Here is a 21617-nt window from a genome sequence, read left to right on the forward strand (position 1 = left end):
TCTCGACACCCTCCCGGCGCGAGCGGTTCTATCACAGTCGCAAATATCACCACGGTCAAGTGTCGCGGTTCACAATTGCGGCAGAAATTAGCATTTTGGTAAAATGCGCCGCCCTGATAGGCATTTGAGCAGGAAATGGGCAGCCCTTTGCGGAAAATTGTCGCGTAATCCACTGATATATCTGATAAAGTAACGAACTGGGGAATTTGCGTAGCCTTCGCCGGGGTTGACCGTTTTGCGGGGCGGGTCCAGAAGTGCAGCTTTGCATCATTCCGCCAAGGGCCATTCCAGATTATGAAAGACAGAGACAATTTACTGCAGAACGCGGGCATCAATACGCGCCTGACGCATATCGGCAACGATCCTTCGGACTACTTCGGTTTCGTCAATCCACCGGTCGTCCATGCCTCCACGGTGCTCTTCCCCAATGCCAGGACGATGGAGACGCGGTCGCAGAAATATACTTACGGCACCCGCGGGACGCCGACGACGGATGCGCTCTGCGATGCAATCAATGCGCTTGAGGGGTCTGCCGGAACGATCCTGGTTCCTACGGGCCTTGCCGCCGTTACTGTGCCGTTGCTCGCATTTCTCTCGTCCGGCGATCATGTTCTCATCGTCGATTCGGTCTATACGCCGACGCGGCATTTCTGCGACACGCTGCTGACGCGTCTCGGCGTCGAGGTCGAATATTACGACCCGGCGATCGGCGCCGGCATCGAGCAGCTTTTCAAGCCGAACACGAAGCTGGTGCACACCGAGGCGCCAGGGTCGAATACGTTCGAAATGCAGGACATTCCGGCAATTGCCGCAATCGGCCACAAGCATGGTGCGGTCGTTGCAATGGACAATACCTGGGCGACCCCGGTCTATTTCCGGCCGCTCGACTTCGGCGTCGATATTTCGATCCACGCCGCGACAAAATATCCCTCCGGCCACTCCGACATCCTGATGGGCACGGTTTCGGCCAATGCCACGCATTGGGAGCAGTTGAAGGAAGCCAATATCACGCTCGGCATTTGCGGCGCTCCGGACGACGCCTACCAGATCCTGCGCGGCCTGCGCACCATGGGTGTACGGCTTGAGCGGCACTATGAAAGCGCGCTGACGATCGCCAAATGGCTTGAGGGCAGGGATGAAGTCGCGCGCGTCCTGCATCCGGCTCTGTCGAGCTTCCCGTCGCACGAACTCTGGAAGCGTGATTTCAAGGGAGCGAGCGGCATCTTCTCCTTCGTGCTCGCAGCCGATGCGCCGGAGAAATTCAAGGCGAAGGCGCATGCTTTCCTCGACGCACTGCAGATCTTCGGCCTGGGTTATTCCTGGGGCGGCTTCGAGAGCCTTGCAGTCCACGTCAATCTCAATGATCGCCGTATCCGCAAGGCGCCGCAGGAAGGGCCCGTCATCCGGCTTCAGATCGGTCTTGAAGACGTGGTAGACATCAAGGCCGATATCGAACGTGGTTTTGCAGCCGCCAATGCCGTCTGATCAGTCGGTCGGACGGTAGCCGTAGACCCAGTCGAGATCCGCCGCGAGGCTTTGCGGCGCCTTCAGCAAAAGAACGATATCGCGGCCGATGCGCACCGGACCGCGGGCATGATAAGCGAAGCGGTTGAAGGCGCCGCGCTTGCGAATTTTTGCGACGCGCGGCGCGCGCTGTTGTTCGAAGCGAAGCAGAGCTTCCTTTACAGGATGGGCTGCAAGCAGCGCCGCGAGCTCGTAGGAATCTTCGATTGCCATCGCCGCGCCTTGGGCCGCAAAAGGCGTCATGGCGTGAGCCGCGTCGCCGATAAGGACGGTGTCACTTCCGTTTTGCCAGTTGCCCTCCGTCGCCTCGTAGAGCGGCCAGAAGGTAATCCGGGCGTCACCGAACAGTGATTTGATATCGGCACTCCATCCGGAAAAGCGCGATGAGAGCTGCTTCAATTGCTGCTCCGTTGGATCGTTGCGCCAGTCCTGCGGCGCAGCATTGCCGGCCGTGATGGCGACCAGATTGAGGCTGCCGGTCTCCTTCAGCGGATAGCAGATGAGATGGGCCGACGGCCCGAGGAATGCCGAGACATTGGCGCGATCGAGGAACGCCGGCGCGGAATTGCCGGCGATCGTGAAGCGATAGGCTATGTCGCCGGAAAAGTGCGGCGAGGGACTTCCCTTGATCGACTGCCGCAGCGTCGACCAGACGCCGTCGGCACCGATGATTACATCCGGCCGGCGGGTGGTTTCAGGAAGTGCGCCCGGGGCGATCCGATGGCCGAGATGGATCGTGCAACGAGGGTTTGCTTCGACTGCCGTAAGCAGCGCCCCCTGCAGCGTCGCGCGGTGCACGACGCCGTAGGGAGCGCCCCAGCGGATGCGAGCGAAGTCGCCTGCGGGAACGGCCGCAAGCGGGCGGAGCGTATCGCCGGAGAAAAGGCGAATGAATTGCGGCTCGAGCCAGACTTTTTCGATGTCCTGCAGGACGCCGAGTTTTGCGAGGATACGCGAGGCGTTCGGCGAGATTTGCAGGCCGGCGCCGACCTCTGCAAGCGCGGCAGCCTGCTCGAAAATATCCGAACTGATGCCGCGTTTAGCCAGGGCCAGAGCCGCGGTCAGGCCCGCAGTTCCGGCGCCGATGATGGCGGCGTGTTCGACCGGCATCTGATGTCCGATCTTGAGTGAATTTACGCTGCCTTGACGTGGAAGACGCAACCGGCCGGGTTCGTCTGGCTCGGCTTCAGCGCGCCGTTGAAGCGATAAAGCGTCGAACAGTAGGAGCAGACCTTTTCGTTGTCGTCGCCCATGTCGATGAAGATGTGCGGATGATCGAAGGGCACGGATGCGCCGGTGCACATGAACTCCTTCACGCCGACTTCGATTACGCGGTGTCCGCCGTCGTTCTGGAAGTGGGGAATGTTGTGGCCGGCCATGTCTGTCTCCGAATGCTTTGAAATGTGCGCGGACATTATAATCGTTCGCCTCAAATGTGTAGAGCCAAAGCGCCGCACGGCACATGGTTTTTTGGCGCGGCGAGGGTTCACCTCCGCTGCTCGATAAAATATGGTCCGGCCAAAAAGGACGGCATTATGAATCTGAATACGCCCGCATTTTCCAGTTTCACCCACGGCGGCCTGAAACTTGTCTTTTTCGACGAAGGGGATCCCAACGGCCCACCGGTGCTGCTCATTCATGGTTTTGCTTCGACCGCCAACGTCAACTGGGTGCATCCTGGCTGGGTGAAGACGCTGGGCGATGCAGGCTATCGGGTGATCGCGATGGATAATCGCGGCCACGGGAAAAGCGACAAACCGCACGATGCCGAAGCCTACCGGCCGTGGATCATGGCGGAAGATGCCGTGGCGCTTCTCGACCATCTAGGCATTCCGCAAGCCAATGTCATGGGCTACTCGATGGGCGCGCGGATTTCGGTCTTCACGGCGCTTGCCCATCCGCATCGCGTGCGTTCGCTGGTGCTCGGCGGCCTTGGCATCGGGATGACGGATGGCGTCGGCGATTGGGATCCGATTGCCGATGCGCTGCTCGCGCCCTCGCTGGACGACGTCACGCATTCCCGCGGGCGCATGTTCCGCGCCTTCGCTGAGCAGACCAGGAGCGACCGGCAGGCGCTCGCTTCCTGCATCCGGGGATCGCGCGATCTCGTGGCGCGGGCCGACATGGGCAGGATCGATGCGCCGACTTTGATCGGCGTTGGAACAAAAGACGATATTGCAGGTTCGGCAGAGGAACTGGCGGGCTTGATGCCGCATGCCGAGGCGCTGGACATTCCGGGCCGCGACCATATGTTGGCGGTTGGAGACAAGGTATTCAAGAAGGCGGTTCTAGAGTTCTATGAGAGAGTCGCCGGGCGGTGACAGTCCGTCTCAGAGTGCCGTGATTACCGAAAAATCATCCTAAAAAAGCATAGGACCGGCACCCATTTATGTTCTGGGCATTATGCCCTATATAATGTTGTTCCGACGGAAACGAGGAGACCTGGAATGGTCGCGAAGACTGACGTTCGTTTTGAGGCACCAAACCCGCTGAAGGTCATGGATCCGATCTGGGACAGCCTGCGCGAAGAAGCGCGTGTTGCTGCCGAGAAGGATCCGGTGCTGGCGGCTTTCCTTTATTCGACGGTGATCAACCACCGTTCGCTGGAAGAATGCGTCATTCATCGTATCTGCGAACGCCTCGACCATCCCGACATGCAGGCGACGCTGCTTCGCCAGGTCTTCGACGGAATGCTCGAAGACTGGCCGGAATGGAGCGATATCCTGCGCGTCGATATTCAGGCCGTCTACGACCGCGACCCGGCATGCCTGCGCTTCATGGAGGCGGTGCTGTATTTCAAGGGATTCCATGCGCTGCAGACGCATCGCCTGGCCCACTGGCTCCTCAATCACGGGCGCCGGGATCTGGCGCTCTATCTGCAGAGCCGGTCGTCCAGCGTCTTCCAGACGGACATCAATCCGGCAGCGCGCATCGGCCGGGGAATCTTCCTCGATCACGCGACCGGCCTCGTCGTCGGCGAAACGGCGGTAATCGGCGACAACGTCTCGATCCTGCATGGCGTCACGCTTGGCGGCACGGGCAAGGAGGGTGCTGACCGTCATCCGAAGATCGGCAGCGGCGTGCTTATCGGGGCGGGCGCGAAGATTCTCGGCAATATCCAGATCGGCTATTGCTCGCGTGTGGCGGCCGGCTCGGTCGTTCTAAAGGCCGTCCCGCCGAAGACGACGGTTGCTGGCGTGCCGGCGAAGGTGGTCGGGGAGGCCGGGTGTTCGGAACCGTCGCGCATCATGGACCAGGTGATCGGCGCCGATATCTGATCCGATTATATTTGTCAGAACGGAAAAGCTGGCGAAATCCTGAGGGGAAAGCCGGGGCAGATATGCCCCGGCAACCTTTACAGCTCCGCTTTTCCTGTGCAAGAAGCGGCCAACGAAGACCGCTAGGAGACCAAGTGTGAAGCCTGAAGAACTCAAGAAGCTCGACGCCTATTTCAAGAAGACGCTCAATCCGCAGATCGTCGTCAAGGCGCGCCCGCGCAAGGATGATTCCGCGGAAGTTTATCTCGGCGAAGAATTCCTGGGTGTCGTCTATGTCGACGACGAAGACGGCGATCGTTCCTACAACTTTTCGATGGCGATCCTCGACGTCGATCTCTGATCTTAGGGCGGGCCGCATCATTGCGGCTTGCCTTGCCGGACGGCATCGGCTCGTCGGCAGCCTGCTCGGCAACAATTTAGCCATCCGCGCTGGATGAGTTCGTCCTCCGCCCCATTTTAGTTTCTGCGAATGCAACCAAACTAAATTGGAGGATGAGACGTGGGTATTTTCGATAAAATCAAGAACGCGATTTTCGGCGGCGAAGCGCAGGCAGCACCGGTGACCGAGGCGGCCGCGCCGAAAATGGAACCTGCGCAAAGGCCGGCCGCGCCATCGGCAGCACCATCCGTAACCCCAACGACCGCGCCCACGACGGTCGATATCGTTCCGATTCTCGATGCTGCCGTCAAAAAGAGCGGACAGAAGCTGGATTGGCGGCACTCGATCGTCGACCTGATGAAAGCGGTCGGTATGGATGCGAGCCTTTCCGAGCGCAAGGAACTTGCCGCGGAGCTCGGATATTCGGGAGACACAGGCGATTCCGCCAAAATGAACATGTTTCTTCACAAGGCGCTCATGAAGAAGCTGTCCGAAAATGGCGGCAAGGTTCCCGCAGATCTGATGGATTGAGACAGCCTTTGCCGACCTCAAGATTGTGGCTTCGCGAAATTTTTTATGAAGCCTCAGCATGAAGCCTCAGGTTGTGGACCCCTGATATATGTTTTGAAAATCAATCGGCGACGTACGTTGCTCTTTTTTCAAGGCGCTTTAGAGCAGCGTCATGCAATCCCCGGTAGTTGTGCAACGCACAAAATCGCTTGACTATTTGTGCGACGCAGCTACCTTTTGCAACAGCCAAGTACCACAAAAGGAGGAGACGAAAACATGTTCAACTTCGACGACACGAGCCGGAAGAGCAAGGAAGCCATGGACACGATGCTGAAGAGCTATTCCGACACGGCCAAGGGCGTCCAGGCGATCGCCACCGAAGCTGCCGAATATTCCAAGAAATCCTTCCAGGACGCCGTCAATCATTTCGAGACGCTCTCGGGCGCCCGAAGCTTCGAAACGGTCTTCGAATTGCAGACCGGCTTCATCAAGTCTTCCTACGAGAATTTTATCGCCGAGGCGACGAAGATGGGGGAAATGTACGCCGATCTCGCCAAGGGCGCCTATAAGCCTTACGAACCGCCGGTATCGGCTCCGTCCGCGAAGTCGCCCAAGGCTCCTCAGGTGACGCCCGCAGCTGCCTAAATGCGATGGTGCGAACAGCGCACCCTTGAAAAACGAAGACCGGCAACGCATCTGCGGCCGGTCTTTTTTTGTTTCCAGAAGCCCTTCAAGAATTCGAATGGGACTTTTTTAGTCTTTGCGTCGAGTCCTGCGGAATTGTGATTGCAGTCGCAAACAAGGGGCTTAAAATCGCTCTATTATGAACTAAGTTAGTGTTTCAGATATCCGGCGGGTAAAGCAGCCTCCCATGCACCACCGGATAGACCGAGGAATGAATGACAATGATCGCAAAGCCGATCCGGATGCAGAACGACAGCGAAAGGAACGGGGACAACGGAAATCGCGGAACCTCGGTCATCACACGCACAAAGCCGAAGACCAAGAAGCCTAATCTCTACCGCGTGCTCATCCTGAATGACGACTACACTCCCATGGAATTCGTCATCCACATTCTGGAGCGTTTTTTTCAGAAGGATCGTGAAAGTGCCACCCGCATCATGCTTCATGTCCATAACCACGGCGTCGGCGAATGCGGGATATTTACATACGAGGTAGCGGAGACGAAGGTAAGCCAGGTGATGGACTTCGCCCGTCAGCACCAGCATCCGCTGCAGTGCGTCATGGAAAAGAAGTGAGGATCTCAACGTGCCAACATTTTCGCCTAGTCTTGAGAAGGCGCTCCATCAGGCACTGACCTTTGCCAACGAGCGGCATCACGAATATGCGACGCTCGAGCATCTGCTGCTCGCCTTGATCGACGATGCCGATGCGGCAGCTGTCATGGGTGCATGCAATGTCGACCTCGACGCGCTGCGCAAGACGCTGATCGAATACGTCGACAACGAACTTTCCAATCTGGTCACCGGATATGACGAGGACTCCAAGCCAACCTCTGGCTTCCAGCGCGTCATCCAGCGTGCCGTGATCCATGTGCAATCGTCCGGCCGCGAAGAAGTGACGGGGGCGAATGTCCTTGTCGCGATCTTTGCCGAGCGCGAAAGCCACGCGGCCTATTTCCTGCAGGAGCAGGAAATGACCCGATACGACGCGGTCAACTACATCTCCCACGGAATCGGCAAGCGCCCGGGCTCTTCGGAAGTGCGCACGCCGCGGGGCGCCGACGAGGAAGCGGAAAGCAAGCCGACTGCATCGCGCGGCGGTGAGGATGAAGGTGGCGCCAAGAAGCAGCAGGATGCTCTGAAGGCCTATTGCGTCAATCTCAACGAGAAGGCCAAGAGCGGTAAGATCGATCCGTTGATCGGCCGTAACTCGGAAGTCAGCCGTACGATCCAGGTGCTGTGCCGCCGCTCCAAGAACAACCCGCTTTATGTGGGCGATCCGGGCGTCGGCAAGACGGCGATTGCTGAGGGCCTCGCCAAGCGCATCGTCGAAGGCAAGGTGCCGGAAGCGCTCGCCGACGCCACCATCTTCTCGCTGGACATGGGCACGCTGCTTGCCGGCACGCGTTACCGTGGCGATTTTGAAGAGCGCCTGAAGCAGGTCGTCAAGGAACTCGAAGAATATCCGGGGGCCGTGCTCTTCATCGACGAAATCCATACCGTCATTGGTGCGGGCGCCACCTCTGGCGGCGCGATGGATGCATCGAACCTTCTGAAGCCGGCGCTTTCGTCCGGCGCGATCCGCTGCATCGGTTCGACGACCTACAAGGAATACCGCCAGTTCTTCGAGAAGGACCGGGCTTTGGTTCGCCGTTTCCAGAAGATCGATGTCAACGAGCCGTCGATCGATGATGCGATCGAAATCATGAAGGGCCTGAAGCCTTATTTCGAAGAGTACCACCACCTGCGCTACTCGAACGACGCCATCAAGTCGGCGGTCGAGCTGTCGGCCCGCTATATCTCCGACCGCAAGCTGCCTGACAAGGCGATCGACGTCATCGATGAAACGGGTGCCGCTCAGATGCTGCTGCCGCCATCCAGGCGCCGCAAGCTGATTACCGAAAAGGAGATCGAGGCGACGGTCGCGACGATGGCCCGCATTCCGCCAAAGAGCGTTTCGAAGGACGACGAAGCCGTTCTCGCCAACCTGGAGCAGGAACTGCGCTCGGTGGTCTACGGCCAGGATACGGCAATCGAAGCCCTTTCGACCTCGATCAAGCTGGCGCGTGCCGGGCTCCGCGAGCCGAACAAGCCGATCGGCGCCTACGTCTTCTCCGGCCCGACCGGCGTCGGCAAGACGGAAGTGGCCAAGCAGCTCGCGTCGTCGCTTGGCGTCGAGATGCTGCGCTTCGACATGTCGGAATATATGGAACGGCACACGGTTTCTCGTCTGCTCGGCGCACCTCCCGGCTATGTTGGCTTCGACCAGGGTGGGCTTTTGACCGACGGCGTCGACCAGCATCCGCATTGCGTGGTCCTTCTCGACGAGATCGAGAAGGCGCATCCGGATATCTACAATATCCTGCTGCAGGTCATGGACCACGGGGCGCTGACCGACCATAACGGCAAGAAGATCGACTTCCGCAACGTCATCTTGATCATGACGACCAATGCGGGCGCGTCGGAAATGGCCAAGGCCGCAATCGGGTTCGGTTCGTCCAAGCGCACCGGCGAGGATGAGGAGGCGCTGACCCGCCTGTTCACGCCGGAATTCCGCAACCGTCTCGACGCGATCATTCCCTTCGCGTCACTGCCTACGGCCGTCATCCACAAGGTCGTGCAGAAGTTCATCATGCAGCTGGAGGCTCAGCTTTCTGAACGCAACGTCACTTTCGACCTGCAGGAGGAAGCGATCGACTGGCTTGCGGAAAAGGGTTACGACGAGAAGATGGGAGCCCGCCCGCTTGCCCGCGTCATTCAGGATGCGATCAAGAAGCCGCTGGCGAACGAAATCCTCTTCGGCAAGCTGAAGAAGGGCGGCGTCGTGAACGTCACGGTCGGCCCGAAGGAAGACGGCAAGCCCGGTATCATCCTCGAAGCGATCCCCGAATCCGCGCCGATCAAGCCGAAGCCGGAAGCCGAAACCGTTCATCCGGAAACCGACGACGAGGATGACGGCGAGCTGAAGACGAAGGCAAAAGCCAAGAAGACGGCGGTGAAGAAGGCGAAGGCTGAGGTCAGGGACGCACCGAAGAAGGCGAGCGCAGTGCCGAAGGTACCGCGGAGGAAATAGTCCGTCGCCGTGACGTGAATGAAGAAGGCCGCAGCGATGCGGCCTTTGATTTTTCTAGGTTTTTTTCAGGGGCGCAAGGCCGCTCCAACTGAGCGTGTCAACATCTTTGAGCTTTGGCGCGATCAGCGGTCTCTGGACCCCTGGCGGGAGGTCGCGAACCCGCCGAAAATCGACAGGCGGGAAACCTACGTGTATCTCCACCGGACGGACTGATAAGGCTGAAGAGCCTTTCCTTTCTGACACGTGTACGCCGATCTTGACCGATCTCAGCTGCTCGAAGTTCGGAACGGTCAAGGCTGGGCTCGCCGCAGTCATTCGACGGGCTCTGCAAAATTAATAGTTCCTGAAACTAGTTCCCAAGCTCACCCTTTATCTTTTCGGCATTCGCGGCAAGCACGCCGCCATCCTCCATCTTGCCGGAATGCGGCTTGAGGGCAACGCCCTCGTGGCGCGGGATGATGTGGAAGTGCAAGTGGAAGACGCTCTGGCCGGCGGCCGGTTCGTTGAATTGGCAGACCAGGACACCGTCGGCATCGAAAGCCTCTTTCACGGCCTTCGCGATCTTCTGGACGACGGGAATCGTCTGCGCGAGGACCGTGGGGTCGGCATCGAAAATATTGCGCGACGGCGCCTTCGGCACGACCAGGACATGGCCGGGGGCCTGCGGCATGACGTCCATGAAGGCTACCGTATGCTCGTCCTCGTAGATGCGGTGCGACGGGATCTCGCCGCGCAGGATCTTGGCGAAGATATTGCTGTCATCGTAAGCGGCGCTGGTCATCTCGAAATCTCCTCGTTCTCCGGTGATCGGGTAGCGCAGCAAAGGCGCGAGCGTCAATCCTCCTGCTGCCGCTCGCCTTTGCGGAACGGACTGTGCTCGGCGAGGATCTCGTTCATGTGCTCGACGTCCTCGCGTTCGCGTTCCAGATAGTCGGCAATCGCGCGCCGCAGGCCGGCATGGGCGACATAGTGCGCCGAATGTGTTGTCACCGGCAGGTAACCGCGCGCGAGCTTATGCTCGCCCTGCGCGCCCGCCTCGACGCGCTTCAGGCCCTTGGCGAGCGCGAAGTCGATCGCCTGATGATAACAGACCTCGAAATGCAGGAAGGGATGGTCTTCGCCGCAGCCCCAGTGGCGGCCGTAGAGCGTATCGCCGCCGATAAAGTTGATGGCGCCCGCTATATAGCGGCCGTTGCGCTTGGCCATCACCAGCAGGACATCTTCGGGCATACGCTCGCCGATCAGCGAATAGAACTTGCGGGTCAGGTATGGCCGCCCCCATTTGCGGCCGCCGGTATCCATGTAGAAAGCGAAGAACTGGTCCCAGATGCGCTCGGTGAGATCGCTGCCGGTCAGCCAGTCGATACTAATGCCGTTTTCGAGCGCCGTGCGGCGCTCCTTGCGCAGCGCCTTGCGCTTGCGCGAGGCCAGCGTTTCGAGGAATTCCTCGTGATTGGCATAGCCCTCGTTGATGAAATGGAACTGCTGGTCGGTCCGGTGCAGGTAGCCGTCGGTCTCGAAGACGCCGATCTCGTCTTCAGGCACGAATGTGACGTGCGCCGAGGAGACGCCGAGGCGACGGACGACTTCCTTCAGGCCGTCGGCAACGGCGTTCTGGATCGGCCGCCGTTCAAGGCCCTCGGCAACGAGCAAGCGCGGACCGGTCGCCGGCGTGAACGGGATCGAACATTGCAGCTTCGGATAATAGCGCCCGCCCGCGCGCTCGAAAGCATCTGCCCAGCCGTGGTCGAAGACGTATTCGCCCTGGCTGTGATTCTTCAGATAACCGGGCAGAGCGCCGATCAGCTCGCCCCTGTCCGTCTCAAGCAGCAGATGATGGCCGAGCCAGCCGGTTTGCGCGGTGGCAGAGCCTGACTCTTCGAGCGCGGAGAGGAAGGCGTGCGACAGGAAGGGGTTATAGGCGAGCGCCTTGCCTTCCTTGGACGTTCCGGAAAGCCGGGACCAGCTCTCCGGGGAAATCGCGGTGAAGGACCGTTCGACGCGGATCGATAGTTCGTCTGTCATGGAGCAAATGCGAGGCCCTTGGGAGGAGGATATTGGCTCCCCTTCAGTCTGCGCACGATCTTGTCCAAAAAGCGAGCGTCAAACCGAACCGCGGGGATCGAAACCTTCGAACGTCATCTGATCGGCATTCTCGACGGTGTGCTTGCGCGCCTTCTCGTCGCGGACCGTCCAGGTGATGACCGGGATGCCCTTCGCGCGCTGGCCGGTGATGAAGGCATTCGGCAGATCGGCGAAGAAATAGGAGATGAAATCGAGGCCGATTTCCATGGCCCGTTCGTGGTTGGCGAATTCTTCCGGCTTGTTGCCGCCGGCGGTAAGGCCGAGCGGGTAGGGCGCGTTCAAGGCTTTGAGGTCGCGCAGCAGCCAATGGTCGAAGCTCATGAGCGCGACCTTGCCGTCATAGCCTTCCAGCACTTCGACCACCGCTTCGGCAAAGCCCTCGTCATCCGCCTCGCGGCCCTTGAGTTCGAGGACGAGCGGAACCTTGCCCTTCACGAGATCGAGCAATTGCCTGAGCGTCGGGATCTTGTCGGTCGTGCCGCCGACGGACAGCAGGCCGAGTTCCCTGGAGGTGCGCTCGCGGATATCGCCCTTTATGCTACAGAGACGTTCGAGGTTCTCGTCATGAAAGATGACCGGCACGCTATCGGAGGCATAATGGAGATCGCATTCGATCGCGAAGCCGGCTTCGACGGCGCGGGCAAAGGCGGTGAGCGTATTTTCCCAGACGAGCTTGTTGGTGTCGTGGTAGCCGCGATGGGCGACCGGCAGTTCCTTGATCCAGGCGGCGGAGGTCATGACGCAATTTCCATGATGGCATCGATTTCGACGGCGGCGTTGAGCGGCAGCGCCGCCATGCCGACGGCGGCACGGGCATGCTTTCCGGCCCCGCCGAGGACGCCGGCGATCAGGTTTGATGCACCGTTGATGACAAGATGCTGTTCGACGAATTCCGGGGTAGAGGCGACGAAGCCGTTGAGCTTGATGACGCGCTTGATGCGGCCGAGATCGCCGCCGAGCGCAGCCTTCGCCTGAGCGAGAATGTTGATGGCGCAAAGCTCAGCGCCGCGCTGGCCGGCGGGAACGTCGACATTCCTGCCAAGATGGCCGCTCACGGCGACCTTGCCGCCTTCGAGCGGAAGCTGGCCGGAAATGTAGAGAAGGTTGCCGCTGATCACATAGGGAACATAATTGGCAGCGGGTGCGGCGGCTTCCGGCAGAGTTATCCCCATTTCCGTCAGGCGGGCCGCGATTTCAATCGACATTTTCGTCTCCGCTTTTTGTTTCAGTTCTTCAAAAAATTATGCATCGGGACTAGAATCTTGCGTATGACGGTTTCGAGCCTCGATTTGGCCGAAAGCGTTCTTATAACATCGCGGCCGAGTCCAACAGGAGATAATGGATGTTCCGACCGAGTCTTGCCGCCCTTCTTCTTGCCGGCGTCGCAACAGGTGCCTGGGCGGCCGCGCCTGCCTCCGGCGCTGCGATCGCCTCCGGTCTTGTCGCCCACCGGGCGATCTACGATCTCGAACTGAAGGACGCGACCGAGCGCTCTGGCATCGCCGGCATGTACGGCCGCATGGTCTACGAATTCAACGGCAATTATTGCGACGGCTTCACCACCAATTTCCGCTTCGTGACGCAGATCAACACCGGCGACAGCACCCGCGTCAGCGACCAGCAGACGAAGACCTTCGAAAACGTGAAGGACCGCCGCTTCACCTTCGAAACGAAGTCTTTCACGGACGATCAGCTCGACAAGGAAGTCAACGGCGAGGCAAACGACAAGCCGGACGGCGTGACAGTCGATCTGACCCGCCCTCAAAGCAAGGAACTGCAGCTTGCCGAAAGCCGCTTCCCGACCGAGCACATGCTCGACGTGATCGAGAATGCCAAGGCGGGCAGGCGTTTCTTTGAAGCCCGCGTCTTCGATGGCTCGGACGATGGGGACAAGCCCCTGGCGACGACGACCGTGGTCGGCAAGCAGATTACGCCGGTTGCCGGTGACGAGGCGGATGCGGGCAATGCCGGCGCGTTTTCCAAGACGGCCGTCTGGCCGGTGACGATCTCCTATTTCAACGAGAATACGAAATCAGACGCGCTACCGGTCTATCGCATGTCATTCAAGCTTTATGAGAACGGCATTACGCGCGATCTCACCATGGATTATGGTGATTTCGTTCTGACCGGCAGGCTCGCGAAGCTGGAAATGCTGGATAACAAGGCCGACACCTGCAAGTGAACCGCTGGCGGCATGGAGGCGCATCTTAGACAACGTGTTATGCCCTATTTCTCTTTTTCTGGTGCATAATAGAAGTGCAGGACGGACGTTGTCCTGCGCGGGCCTGCCGCCGTTGACGGGGCGGGGCCGATAGGGGGTGGGATATGAAGAACTTGTCACGGATTGCACGTTCAGGTCTTGCGGTGGCGCTCCTTGCTGCTGCAGCCGCGGTATCGGGCGGTCATGTGATGGCGGCCGATTGCCACGACACGCCTAACGCAGGCGTTGACTGGAGCGAATGCACCAAGAAGAACCTGATGCTTGAAGGCAGCGACTTCGAAAAAGCCAGTCTCGCAGGCACGGATCTGTCGCAGACCAGCCTCAAGAATGCGAACCTTGCCGCGGCAAACCTCGAGAAAGCGACCCTGATACGGGCTTGGCTTGAAGGTGCAAAGGCCGACGAGGCCAGATTCGACAAGATCGAAGCCTACCGGGTCGTGTTCCAGAATGCGTCGGCGCAGCGCGCTTCCTTCATCAGCGCTGAGCTGCAGCGCGCGGATTTCACTGGCGCACAGCTTTCAGGTGCGAACTTCGAAAAGGCCGAGCTCGGGCGCGCGACTTTTGAAACGGCCGTATTGACCGGAGCCAGGTTTGCGCTTGCCAATCTCTCCCGCGCCGATCTCAGCGGCGCGAGCTTCGAAGGTTCGATCGATTTCGATCGCGCCTTCATGTTCCTGACGAGAATAGAGGGGCTCGATCTCTCCGCAGCAACCGGGCTTCAGCAGTCGCAGATCGAACTGGCCTGCGGCGATACGTCGACCAAGCTTCCTGCCGGTCTTACGATACCGAAGAACTGGCCCTGCGCAACGGACTGAGTGAGCGCGCAAACGGTGGCAATGAAATCAATGTCCCGCGGGAGGCGCCGGCATGAATTTCACATTTGCGGTTGGCGACATCCATGGCTGCCTGGAGCCGTTGAGAGAGATGCTTGATCGCATCGGGGCATACGCACGCGCCGGCACGGTGGTTTTCATCGGCGACTATATCGACCGCGGCCCTGACAGCAAGGGAGTGATTGATCTCCTGATGAACGGATCGGGCAGCGAGTCCTGGCGATGGGTATGTCTGAAGGGTAACCACGAGGATATGATGCTGCGCGCCTGCGCTAACGATGACGAGCGTATCTGGTGGTTGGAAAACGGCGGGATTGAAACGGAGCTTTCCTATGGGGGCAAAGTAGCCGCAAACCATATGCTGTGGGCCAGTCAGTTGTCGTTGATGTATGCCGATAGCCACCGGATCTTCGTGCATGCCGGCGTTGTTCCGGATTTACCGCTGGAGATGCAGGCCCCCCAAGACCTGCTCTGGCTTCGGGTTCCCGACGACTATTCAGCCGACTATTGGGGAAAACACCTGTGTCATGGACACACGCCCTCGGACGCGAATCCGCTGACCGTTGGCAACCGCACGAATATCGACAGCGGATGCGTGTTCGGCGGTCCGCTTTCCTGCGCCGTGTTTGAAGATTCGCTGGCCGGCGGACCGGTCGAGTTTATCCAAGTGCAGGGCTAGGGGCAGTCAGATGCCAGTTTTTTTGAGCGAACGCCTTGCATTTTCGGCGGATCGACGGTAAGGGCAGCCGCATTCCACACGTAAGGCATGGGATCGTCCGGGAGAAATCCGGATTTTTCCGCCGGTGGCATCTTCGAAGAGGATGCTGTTCGCCTTGCGGAGGTTCAACCGGAAAAGGAGTCAAAGGCATGGCATTGCCTGATTTTTCTATGCGCCAGCTTCTGGAAGCTGGTGTTCACTTCGGCCACCAGACCCATCGCTGGAACCCGAAGATGAAGCCGTACATTTTCGGCGATCGTAACAACATCCACATCATCGATCTGGCTCAGACCGTTCCGATGCTTTCGCGCGCACTGCAGGTTGTCAGCGACACCGTTGCCCGTGGCGGCCGCGTTCTCTTCGTCGGTACCAAGCGCCAGGCTTCCGAGCTCATCGCTGACTCGGCCAAGCGTTCGGCCCAGTACTACGTCAACTCGCGCTGGCTCGGCGGCATGATGACGAACTGGAAGACGATCTCCAACTCGATCCAGCGTCTGCGCAAGCTCGACGAAATCCTTTCCAACGAAGCCCAGGGCTTCACCAAGAAGGAACGTCTGAACCTCGAGCGCGAGCGTGAAAAGCTCGACAAGGCTCTTGGTGGTATCAAGGACATGGGCGGTACCCCGGACCTGATGTTCATCATCGATACCAACAAGGAAAAAATCGCGATCGACGAAGCCAAGCGCCTCGGCATCCCGGTTGTCGCAATCATCGACTCGAACTGCGATCCGGACCTGATCGACTATCCGATCCCGGGCAACGACGACGCTTCGCGCGCTATCGCTCTCTACTGCGACCTGATCTCCCGCGCCGCTATCGACGGTATCGCCCGTCAGCAGAGCGCATCGGGCCGCGACCTTGGCGCTTCCGTTGAAGCTCCGATCGAGCCGACGCTCGACGAGGCTCAAGCCTGATAAACAGGCGGACGGGCCTAAAGGTCCGTCCAGCTTGACTGGATTGGGAAAGGCCGCGCGAGACTTTGCGAAGCTCCGGCGGCCTTGACCTTTTTAGGGCGGTAGGTTCAGGCCGGTCCGCCCAACGAGTTCTGATATGGCGCGTCTTCATCACGCTGTCATACATAAAGGTACATTTCGTGCCTCAATCCGGTGGCGCAGAGCATTTTGCGGACCACCGTAAACCGACAAGAGGAAGCTTATGACCGAGATTACGGCTGCAATGGTGAAGGAACTGCGCGAAAAGACCGGCGCAGGCATGATGGACTGCAAGAAGGCTCTCGCTGAAACCAATGGCGACATGGAAGCGGCGATCGACTGGCTGCGCGCCAAGGGCATCGCCAAGGCTGACAAGAAGTCGGGCCGCACCGCTGCCGAAGGTCTCGTCGGCGTTGCCAGCCAAGGCACCAAGGCCGTCGTGGTCGAAGTCAACTCCGAAACCGACTTCGTTGCCCGTAACGACGCCTTCCAGGATCTCGTCCGCGGCATCGCAAAGGTTGCCGTTTCGACCAACGGTTCTGCCGAGGCCGTCGCTGCTGCGACCTATCCGGCTTCCGGCAAGTCCGTTGCTGACACGATCAAGGACGCGATCGCGACCATCGGCGAAAACATGAACCTGCGCCGCTCGATTGCCCTCTCCGTCGAGGACGGCGTCGTCGCCACCTACATCCACAACGCCGTTTCCGACGGCCTCGGCAAGCTGGGCGTTCTGGTTGCGCTGAAGTCGACCGGCAACAAGGAGGCGCTGAACGCCATCGGCCGCCAGATCGCCATGCACATCGCTGCGACCTCGCCGCTCGCCATCCGTCCGGAAGAAGTCGACGCCGCTGTCGCCGAGCGCGAACGCAACGTCTTCATCGAGCAGTCGCGCGCTTCCGGCAAGCCGGACAACATCATCGAAAAGATGGTTGAAGGCCGCATGCGCAAGTTCTTCGAAGAAGTCGCGCTGGTTTCCCAGGCTTTCGTCATCAATCCGGACCTGACGGTCGGTGCCGCACTCAAGGAAGCTGAAAAAACCGTCGGTGCGCCGATCGAGATCACCGGCATGGCACGCCTGCTGCTCGGCGAAGGCGTCGAGAAGGAAGAAACCGACTTCGCAGCCGAAGTCGCGGCTGCCGCCAAGGGCTGATAAAACCTCATATAATGTGAAAACGGCAGGGCATCGCGTGACAACGCGGTGCCCTTCGTGTATCCGGCAATCATGCCAACATACGAGGAGCCAAGATGTCGTCAGAGCCTGTCTATAAACGCGTTCTACTCAAGGCTTCCGGCGAAGCGCTCATGGGCAGCCAGGGATTCGGTATCGACGTTGCGGTAGCGGACCGCATCGCGTCGGATATCGCCGAAGCCCGCCAGATGGGCGTCGAAGTCGGTGTTGTCGTCGGCGGCGGCAATATCTTCCGCGGCGTAGCCGTCGCCTCCAAGGGCGGCGACCGAGTGACGGGCGACCACATGGGAATGCTCGGAACCGTGATCAACGCGCTGGCGCTCGCAACGTCGCTGCGCAAGCTGAACATCGATACGGTCGTGCTTTCGGCAATCTCCATGCCGGAACTCTGCGAGAGCTTCTCGCAGCGCGCGACGCTCTACCATCTGTCGATGGGCCGCGTGGTCATCTTCGCGGGCGGCACTGGCAATCCTTTTTTCACGACCGATTCTGCCGCAGCCCTTCGAGCCGCCGAGATGGGCGCCCAGGCGATCTTCAAGGGCACCCAGGTGGACGGAATCTATTCCGCCGACCCGAAGAAGGATCCGTTTGCGACGCGCTTCGACCGGCTGACGCACCAGGAAGTGCTCGACAAGGGCCTTGCCGTGATGGACGTCGCGGCTGTCGCCCTCGCGCGCGAAAATTCCATTCCGATCATCGTCTTCTCGATCCACGAGAAAGGCGGTTTTGCTGAAATCTTGACGGGCGGTGGCCTCAAGACCATCGTATCGGACAACTGATAGAGAGACGGCGCTGGACGGCCGCGCGTCTTCGACTGACAGGAGTATTGAGCATGACTGAAGCTACAGACATCAAGGAACTGAAGCGCCGCATGGACGGCGCGATTTCCGCATTCAAACACGATATCGCGTCGCTGCGTACCGGCCGCGCCTCGGCCAACATCCTGGACCCGGTGACGGTCGAAGCCTATGGTTCGCGCTTGCCGCTCAATCAGGTCGCCAATATCACCGTGCCGGAGCCGCGCATGCTTTCGGTATCCGTCTGGGACAAGTCGATGGTAAGCGCGACGGAACGTGCGATCCGCGAGTCAAACCTCGGACTCAACCCGATCGTCGACGGCCAAAACCTGCGCATTCCTTTGCCGGAACTCAACGAAGAGCGTCGAAAGTCGCTGGTCAAGGTCGCGCATGACTACGCCGAGAAAAGCAAGGTTGCGATCCGCCATGTACGCCGCGACGGCATGGACGGCCTTAAGAAAGCCGAAAAGGACGGTGTCATAAGCCAGGACGAAAGCCGGGCGCAATCAGATCGTGTGCAGAAGATGACGGATGAGATGATTTCCGAGATCGATCGCTTGCTTGCCGACAAGGAAAAGGAAATCATGCAGGTCTAGGGCTTTGCCTGCGCCCCTGGAGACCGGACGGGAAATGTCGGAACCAGTATTCTTGAGTATGCCAGAACATGTTGCCATCATCATGGATGGCAACGGCCGTTGGGCAAAGCAGCGAGGGCTGCCGCGCGCGATGGGTCACCGCAAAGGTGTGGAAGCCGTTCGCGAGACCGTGCGCGCCGCAGGCGATGCCGGCATCAGGTACCTGACGCTCTTTGCCTTTTCTTCAGAGAACTGGCGCCGGCCGGAAGCGGAGGTCTCCGACCTCATGGGATTGCTCAAGGCCTTCATCCGGCGCGACCTCGCCGAACTGCATGCGCAGAATGTGCGGATCAGGATCATCGGCGACCGGCATAGTCTTCGCAGCGATATCCTCAACCTCCTGCTCGAAGCCGAAGAGACGACGCGGGACAATACCGCGCTGACGCTGGTCATCGCTTTCAACTACGGCTCGCGCGACGAGATCGCCAGAGCCATGGTGAGCCTTGCCGAAGATGTCGAGGCTGGGCGGCTGCGAGCCCGGGAGATCACACCCGAGCTCGTCAATGCCCGGCTGGATACGGCCGGCATTCCCGATCCCGATCTAATCATTCGCACCAGCGGCGAGGAGCGCCTTTCGAACTTCCTTTTGTGGCAGGCCGCTTATTCCGAATTCGTCTTCGTACCGGAATACTGGCCGGATTTCGGCCGGGAGCTCTTCTATGCCGCGCTCGAGAAGTTCGCGGCGCGCGACCGCCGATTCGGCGGCCTGTCGCCGCAGGCCGCGGCAGTAGGCACCTGATTGATGCAGCAGGAACTGAAACTCCGCATTATCTCCGGTGTCATTCTGGCAATCATCGTGCTCGCGGTGACCTGGTACGGCGGCTTCGCCTTCCGCCTGCTCTCGGCGGTAATTGCCCTGCTTATCTATTATGAATGGTCGACAATCACGCGGCTGCAAACCGAACAGCCGGTCGCGAATGTGGCAGGCTGGGTGGGGCAGGCGGCGATCGCGGCTGCAATCCTGCTCGGACGCTTCGACTTTGCGTTGAGCCTGCTTGTTTTCTTTTTTGCGATTGCTGTCGGCTTCGTGGCGGCGCAGAGCGCCAGCCGCTGGTTTCCGGCTGGCATCGTCTATGCCGGACTGACCGGCATCGCACTTGCCGAAATCCGCGGCGGGGACGCTGCAGGGCTGCAAGCCATGCTCTTCGTCTTCGCGGTGGTCTGGGCAACCGACATCCTTGCCTATTTCGTCGGCCGAGCAGTCGGCGGGCCAAAGCTCGCACCGAGGATTTCGCCGGGAAAGACGCAATCCGGCGCTTTGGGCGGCGCGGTTTCGGCTGTGATTGCGGGCAGTGTCATCGCCTACTTCTTCATTCCCGAGGCGGACTGGCTGATGGCGGCCGCCGTCGCCTTCATTCTTTCCGTCTGCAGCCAGGCAGGCGATCTCTTCGAATCCTTCATCAAGCGGCGATTCGGTGTGAAGGATTCCAGTCATCTCATTCCGGGACACGGTGGCGTTATGGATCGCGTCGACGGGCTAATATTCGCTTGTTTTGCAGCCTTCTTGCTCGCGACATTATTTTCCCTGATAAAGGGTGACGGCATGGCGCCGCTTGGCGCCGCTTTGTTCGGGTTCTGATATCTGCGCAGGGCGCAGCGGAAGGATTTATGGAAGGCATGACCGGTATATTCGGCTTTCTAACGGGTTATATCATTCCGTTCGTTCTGGTCCTCTCGCTGCTCGTTTTCGTGCACGAGATGGGCCACTATCTGGTCGGCCGCTGGAGCGGCATCCGCGTGCTCGCTTTTTCTGTCGGCTTCGGACCAGAGCTTGCGGGCTTTACCGATCGGCATGGAACGCGCTGGAAGATCTCGGCGATCCCGCTTGGCGGCTATGTGCGCTTCTTCGGCGACGAGGACGCCTCGAGCAAGCCGGACATGGATAAGCTCGAATCGATGTCGGAAGCGGATAGAGCGCGCTCATTTGCCGGCGCGAAGCTCTGGAAGCGCGCAGCGACGGTGGCCGCAGGTCCCATCGCCAACTTTCTGCTGGCGATCATCATCTTTGCGGTTCTTTTCTCGATCTACGGCCGCTCGATCGCCGATCCGGTCGTCGCCGAAGTGAAGCCGGAGAGCGCTGCCGCCGAGGCCGGAATCCTGCCCGGTGACCTGCTGATCGCAATCGACGGCGGGAAGGTCGATACGTTCGACGATGTGCGCCGCTATGTAAGCGTTCGCCCGGAACAGCGGATCGTCGTTACCATCGAGCGGAACGGCGAGAAGATGGACTTGCCGATGGTGCCGAAGCGCACCGACATGACGGACCAGTTCGGCAACAAGATGGAGATCGGTCTGATCGGCATCGTGACGAACCAGGAGGTCGGCCATTTCCGCGTGCAGACATATACGCCGCTCGCAGCCTTGGAGGAAGGCGCCGTTCAGACCTGGCATATCGTCACCGGTACCTTCAAATATATCGGCAATCTTTTCGCGGGCTACATGAAGCCCGATCAGCTCGGCGGACCGATCCGCGTGGCCCAGGCGTCCGGCCAGATGGCAACGCTTGGTGTTGCAGCCCTGCTTCAGCTTGCCGCGGTGTTGTCCGTTTCCATCGGATTACTGAATTTGATGCCTGTTCCGGTACTTGATGGCGGGCATTTGATGTTCTATGCGATTGAGGCAGTGAGGGGTAAACCTTTAGGGGCATCGGCCCAGGAAATTGCATTTCGCATTGGTCTGGCTATGGTCCTTTCACTGATGGTTTTTGCTACCTGGAACGACATTAGCGCGTTGATAGGTTAACGCGCGCGGTGAAGGGAA

At 59.6% G+C, this 21617-nt stretch carries 25 protein-coding genes; 19 read left to right on the plus strand and 6 right to left on the minus strand.

Features of this window, described 5'->3' with window-relative positions; translation table 11 throughout:
• Nucleotides 1-294: 294 nt before the first annotated feature.
• Entirely contained in the window at nt 295-1485 is a 1191-nt protein-coding gene (locus tag ISN39_RS07445; RefSeq protein ID WP_074067958.1) for a cystathionine beta-lyase, read from the plus strand.
• Here the strand turns inward: ISN39_RS07445 and ISN39_RS07450 are convergent, their stop codons facing one another.
• A complete protein-coding gene (locus tag ISN39_RS07450) occupies nt 1486-2634 on the minus strand; it encodes an FAD-dependent monooxygenase (protein ID WP_194729629.1) in 1149 nt (382 codons plus the stop codon). It lies immediately after the preceding gene.
• Between the two features lie 23 nt (nt 2635-2657).
• Complete coding sequence (locus ISN39_RS07455; RefSeq protein WP_028739675.1) at nt 2658-2903, minus strand: zinc-finger domain-containing protein; 246 nt, start codon at nt 2901-2903, stop codon at nt 2658-2660.
• Nucleotides 2904-3059: 156 nt separating this feature from the next.
• Between ISN39_RS07455 and ISN39_RS07460 the strand changes: the two genes are divergently transcribed.
• The 8 genes from ISN39_RS07460 to ISN39_RS07495 all read left to right on the plus strand — a co-directional run bounded on the left by ISN39_RS07460 (nt 3060) and on the right by ISN39_RS07495 (nt 9660).
• Entirely contained in the window at nt 3060-3845 is a 786-nt protein-coding gene (locus ISN39_RS07460) for an alpha/beta hydrolase (RefSeq protein ID WP_194729630.1), read from the plus strand.
• Between the two features lie 126 nt (nt 3846-3971).
• Nucleotides 3972-4802, plus strand: coding sequence for a serine O-acetyltransferase (cysE, locus tag ISN39_RS07465; RefSeq protein WP_039844787.1), 831 nt, complete (start codon nt 3972-3974; stop codon nt 4800-4802).
• A gap of 136 nt (nt 4803-4938) precedes the next feature.
• Nucleotides 4939-5142 carry a DUF3126 family protein gene (locus tag ISN39_RS07470; RefSeq protein WP_022715471.1) on the plus strand — a complete coding sequence of 68 codons (204 nt, stop codon included), beginning with the start codon at nt 4939-4941 and terminating at the stop codon, nt 5140-5142.
• Between the two features lie 159 nt (nt 5143-5301).
• Nucleotides 5302-5712 carry a DUF3597 domain-containing protein gene (locus tag ISN39_RS07475; RefSeq protein ID WP_194729631.1) on the plus strand — a complete coding sequence of 137 codons (411 nt, stop codon included), beginning with the start codon at nt 5302-5304 and terminating at the stop codon, nt 5710-5712.
• A 255-nt stretch (nt 5713-5967) separates the two neighbouring features.
• A complete protein-coding gene (locus ISN39_RS07480; protein WP_039844789.1) occupies nt 5968-6336 on the plus strand; it encodes a phasin family protein in 369 nt (122 codons plus the stop codon).
• A 260-nt stretch (nt 6337-6596) separates the two neighbouring features.
• Nucleotides 6597-6950 (plus strand): ATP-dependent Clp protease adapter ClpS, encoded by a 354-nt coding sequence (gene clpS / locus ISN39_RS07485; protein ID WP_027509391.1) that lies wholly within the window; start codon nt 6597-6599, stop codon nt 6948-6950.
• Nucleotides 6951-6960: 10 nt separating this feature from the next.
• Nucleotides 6961-9447, plus strand: a complete 2487-nt coding sequence (clpA, locus tag ISN39_RS07490) for an ATP-dependent Clp protease ATP-binding subunit ClpA (protein WP_074067965.1) — start codon at nt 6961-6963, stop codon at nt 9445-9447.
• A gap of 18 nt (nt 9448-9465) precedes the next feature.
• Nucleotides 9466-9660, plus strand: a complete 195-nt coding sequence (locus ISN39_RS07495) for a hypothetical protein (RefSeq protein ID WP_194729632.1) — start codon at nt 9466-9468, stop codon at nt 9658-9660.
• 136 nt (nt 9661-9796) lie between these two features.
• On the opposite strand, the gene ISN39_RS07500 is transcribed toward ISN39_RS07495, so the two are convergent.
• The 4 genes from ISN39_RS07500 to ISN39_RS07515 form a co-directional block, all read right to left on the minus strand.
• Entirely contained in the window at nt 9797-10228 is a 432-nt protein-coding gene (locus ISN39_RS07500) for an HIT family protein (protein WP_194729633.1), read from the minus strand.
• 53 nt (nt 10229-10281) lie between these two features.
• The gene (locus ISN39_RS07505; protein WP_074067969.1) at nt 10282-11472 is read right to left on the minus strand and encodes a GNAT family N-acetyltransferase; all 1191 of its coding nucleotides are present in this window, start codon (nt 11470-11472) and stop codon (nt 10282-10284) included.
• Between the two features lie 78 nt (nt 11473-11550).
• The gene (locus tag ISN39_RS07510) at nt 11551-12270 is read right to left on the minus strand and encodes a glycerophosphodiester phosphodiesterase (protein ID WP_194729634.1); all 720 of its coding nucleotides are present in this window, start codon (nt 12268-12270) and stop codon (nt 11551-11553) included.
• The gene (locus ISN39_RS07515; protein WP_194729635.1) at nt 12267-12737 is read right to left on the minus strand and encodes a RidA family protein; all 471 of its coding nucleotides are present in this window, start codon (nt 12735-12737) and stop codon (nt 12267-12269) included. Before ISN39_RS07515 ends, ISN39_RS07510 begins: the two co-directional genes overlap by 4 nt.
• Before the next feature lie 137 nt (nt 12738-12874).
• On the opposite strand from ISN39_RS07515, the gene ISN39_RS07520 reads away from it, so the two are divergent.
• From ISN39_RS07520 to rseP, 10 genes are all read left to right on the plus strand, one after another.
• A complete protein-coding gene (locus tag ISN39_RS07520; protein WP_194729636.1) occupies nt 12875-13714 on the plus strand; it encodes a cell envelope integrity EipB family protein in 840 nt (279 codons plus the stop codon).
• 143 nt (nt 13715-13857) lie between these two features.
• Nucleotides 13858-14568 (plus strand): pentapeptide repeat-containing protein, encoded by a 711-nt coding sequence (locus ISN39_RS07525; RefSeq protein ID WP_194729637.1) that lies wholly within the window; start codon nt 13858-13860, stop codon nt 14566-14568.
• A gap of 52 nt (nt 14569-14620) precedes the next feature.
• Nucleotides 14621-15265, plus strand: coding sequence for a metallophosphoesterase family protein (locus tag ISN39_RS07530; RefSeq protein ID WP_074067977.1), 645 nt, complete (start codon nt 14621-14623; stop codon nt 15263-15265).
• Nucleotides 15266-15453: 188 nt separating this feature from the next.
• Nucleotides 15454-16218, plus strand: a complete 765-nt coding sequence (rpsB, locus tag ISN39_RS07535) for a 30S ribosomal protein S2 (protein ID WP_022715483.1) — start codon at nt 15454-15456, stop codon at nt 16216-16218.
• A gap of 241 nt (nt 16219-16459) precedes the next feature.
• Entirely contained in the window at nt 16460-17386 is a 927-nt protein-coding gene (tsf, locus tag ISN39_RS07540; protein WP_194729638.1) for a translation elongation factor Ts, read from the plus strand.
• Between the two features lie 95 nt (nt 17387-17481).
• Complete coding sequence (gene pyrH / locus ISN39_RS07545) at nt 17482-18204, plus strand: UMP kinase (protein ID WP_022715485.1); 723 nt, start codon at nt 17482-17484, stop codon at nt 18202-18204.
• Between the two features lie 53 nt (nt 18205-18257).
• Entirely contained in the window at nt 18258-18818 is a 561-nt protein-coding gene (frr, locus tag ISN39_RS07550; protein ID WP_022715486.1) for a ribosome recycling factor, read from the plus strand.
• 34 nt (nt 18819-18852) lie between these two features.
• Nucleotides 18853-19596 (plus strand): isoprenyl transferase, encoded by a 744-nt coding sequence (locus tag ISN39_RS07555; protein WP_194729639.1) that lies wholly within the window; start codon nt 18853-18855, stop codon nt 19594-19596.
• A 3-nt stretch (nt 19597-19599) separates the two neighbouring features.
• Nucleotides 19600-20436 carry a phosphatidate cytidylyltransferase gene (locus ISN39_RS07560; RefSeq protein ID WP_194729640.1) on the plus strand — a complete coding sequence of 279 codons (837 nt, stop codon included), beginning with the start codon at nt 19600-19602 and terminating at the stop codon, nt 20434-20436.
• 29 nt (nt 20437-20465) lie between these two features.
• Nucleotides 20466-21599: an RIP metalloprotease RseP gene (gene rseP, locus ISN39_RS07565; protein WP_022715489.1), complete on the plus strand. Its 1134-nt coding sequence runs from the start codon at nt 20466-20468 to the stop codon at nt 21597-21599.
• The last annotated feature ends 18 nt before the right edge of the window (nt 21600-21617 follow it).

Source organism: Rhizobium sp. 007 (genome assembly GCF_015353075.1).
Classification (GTDB): Bacteria; Pseudomonadota; Alphaproteobacteria; order Rhizobiales; family Rhizobiaceae; genus Rhizobium.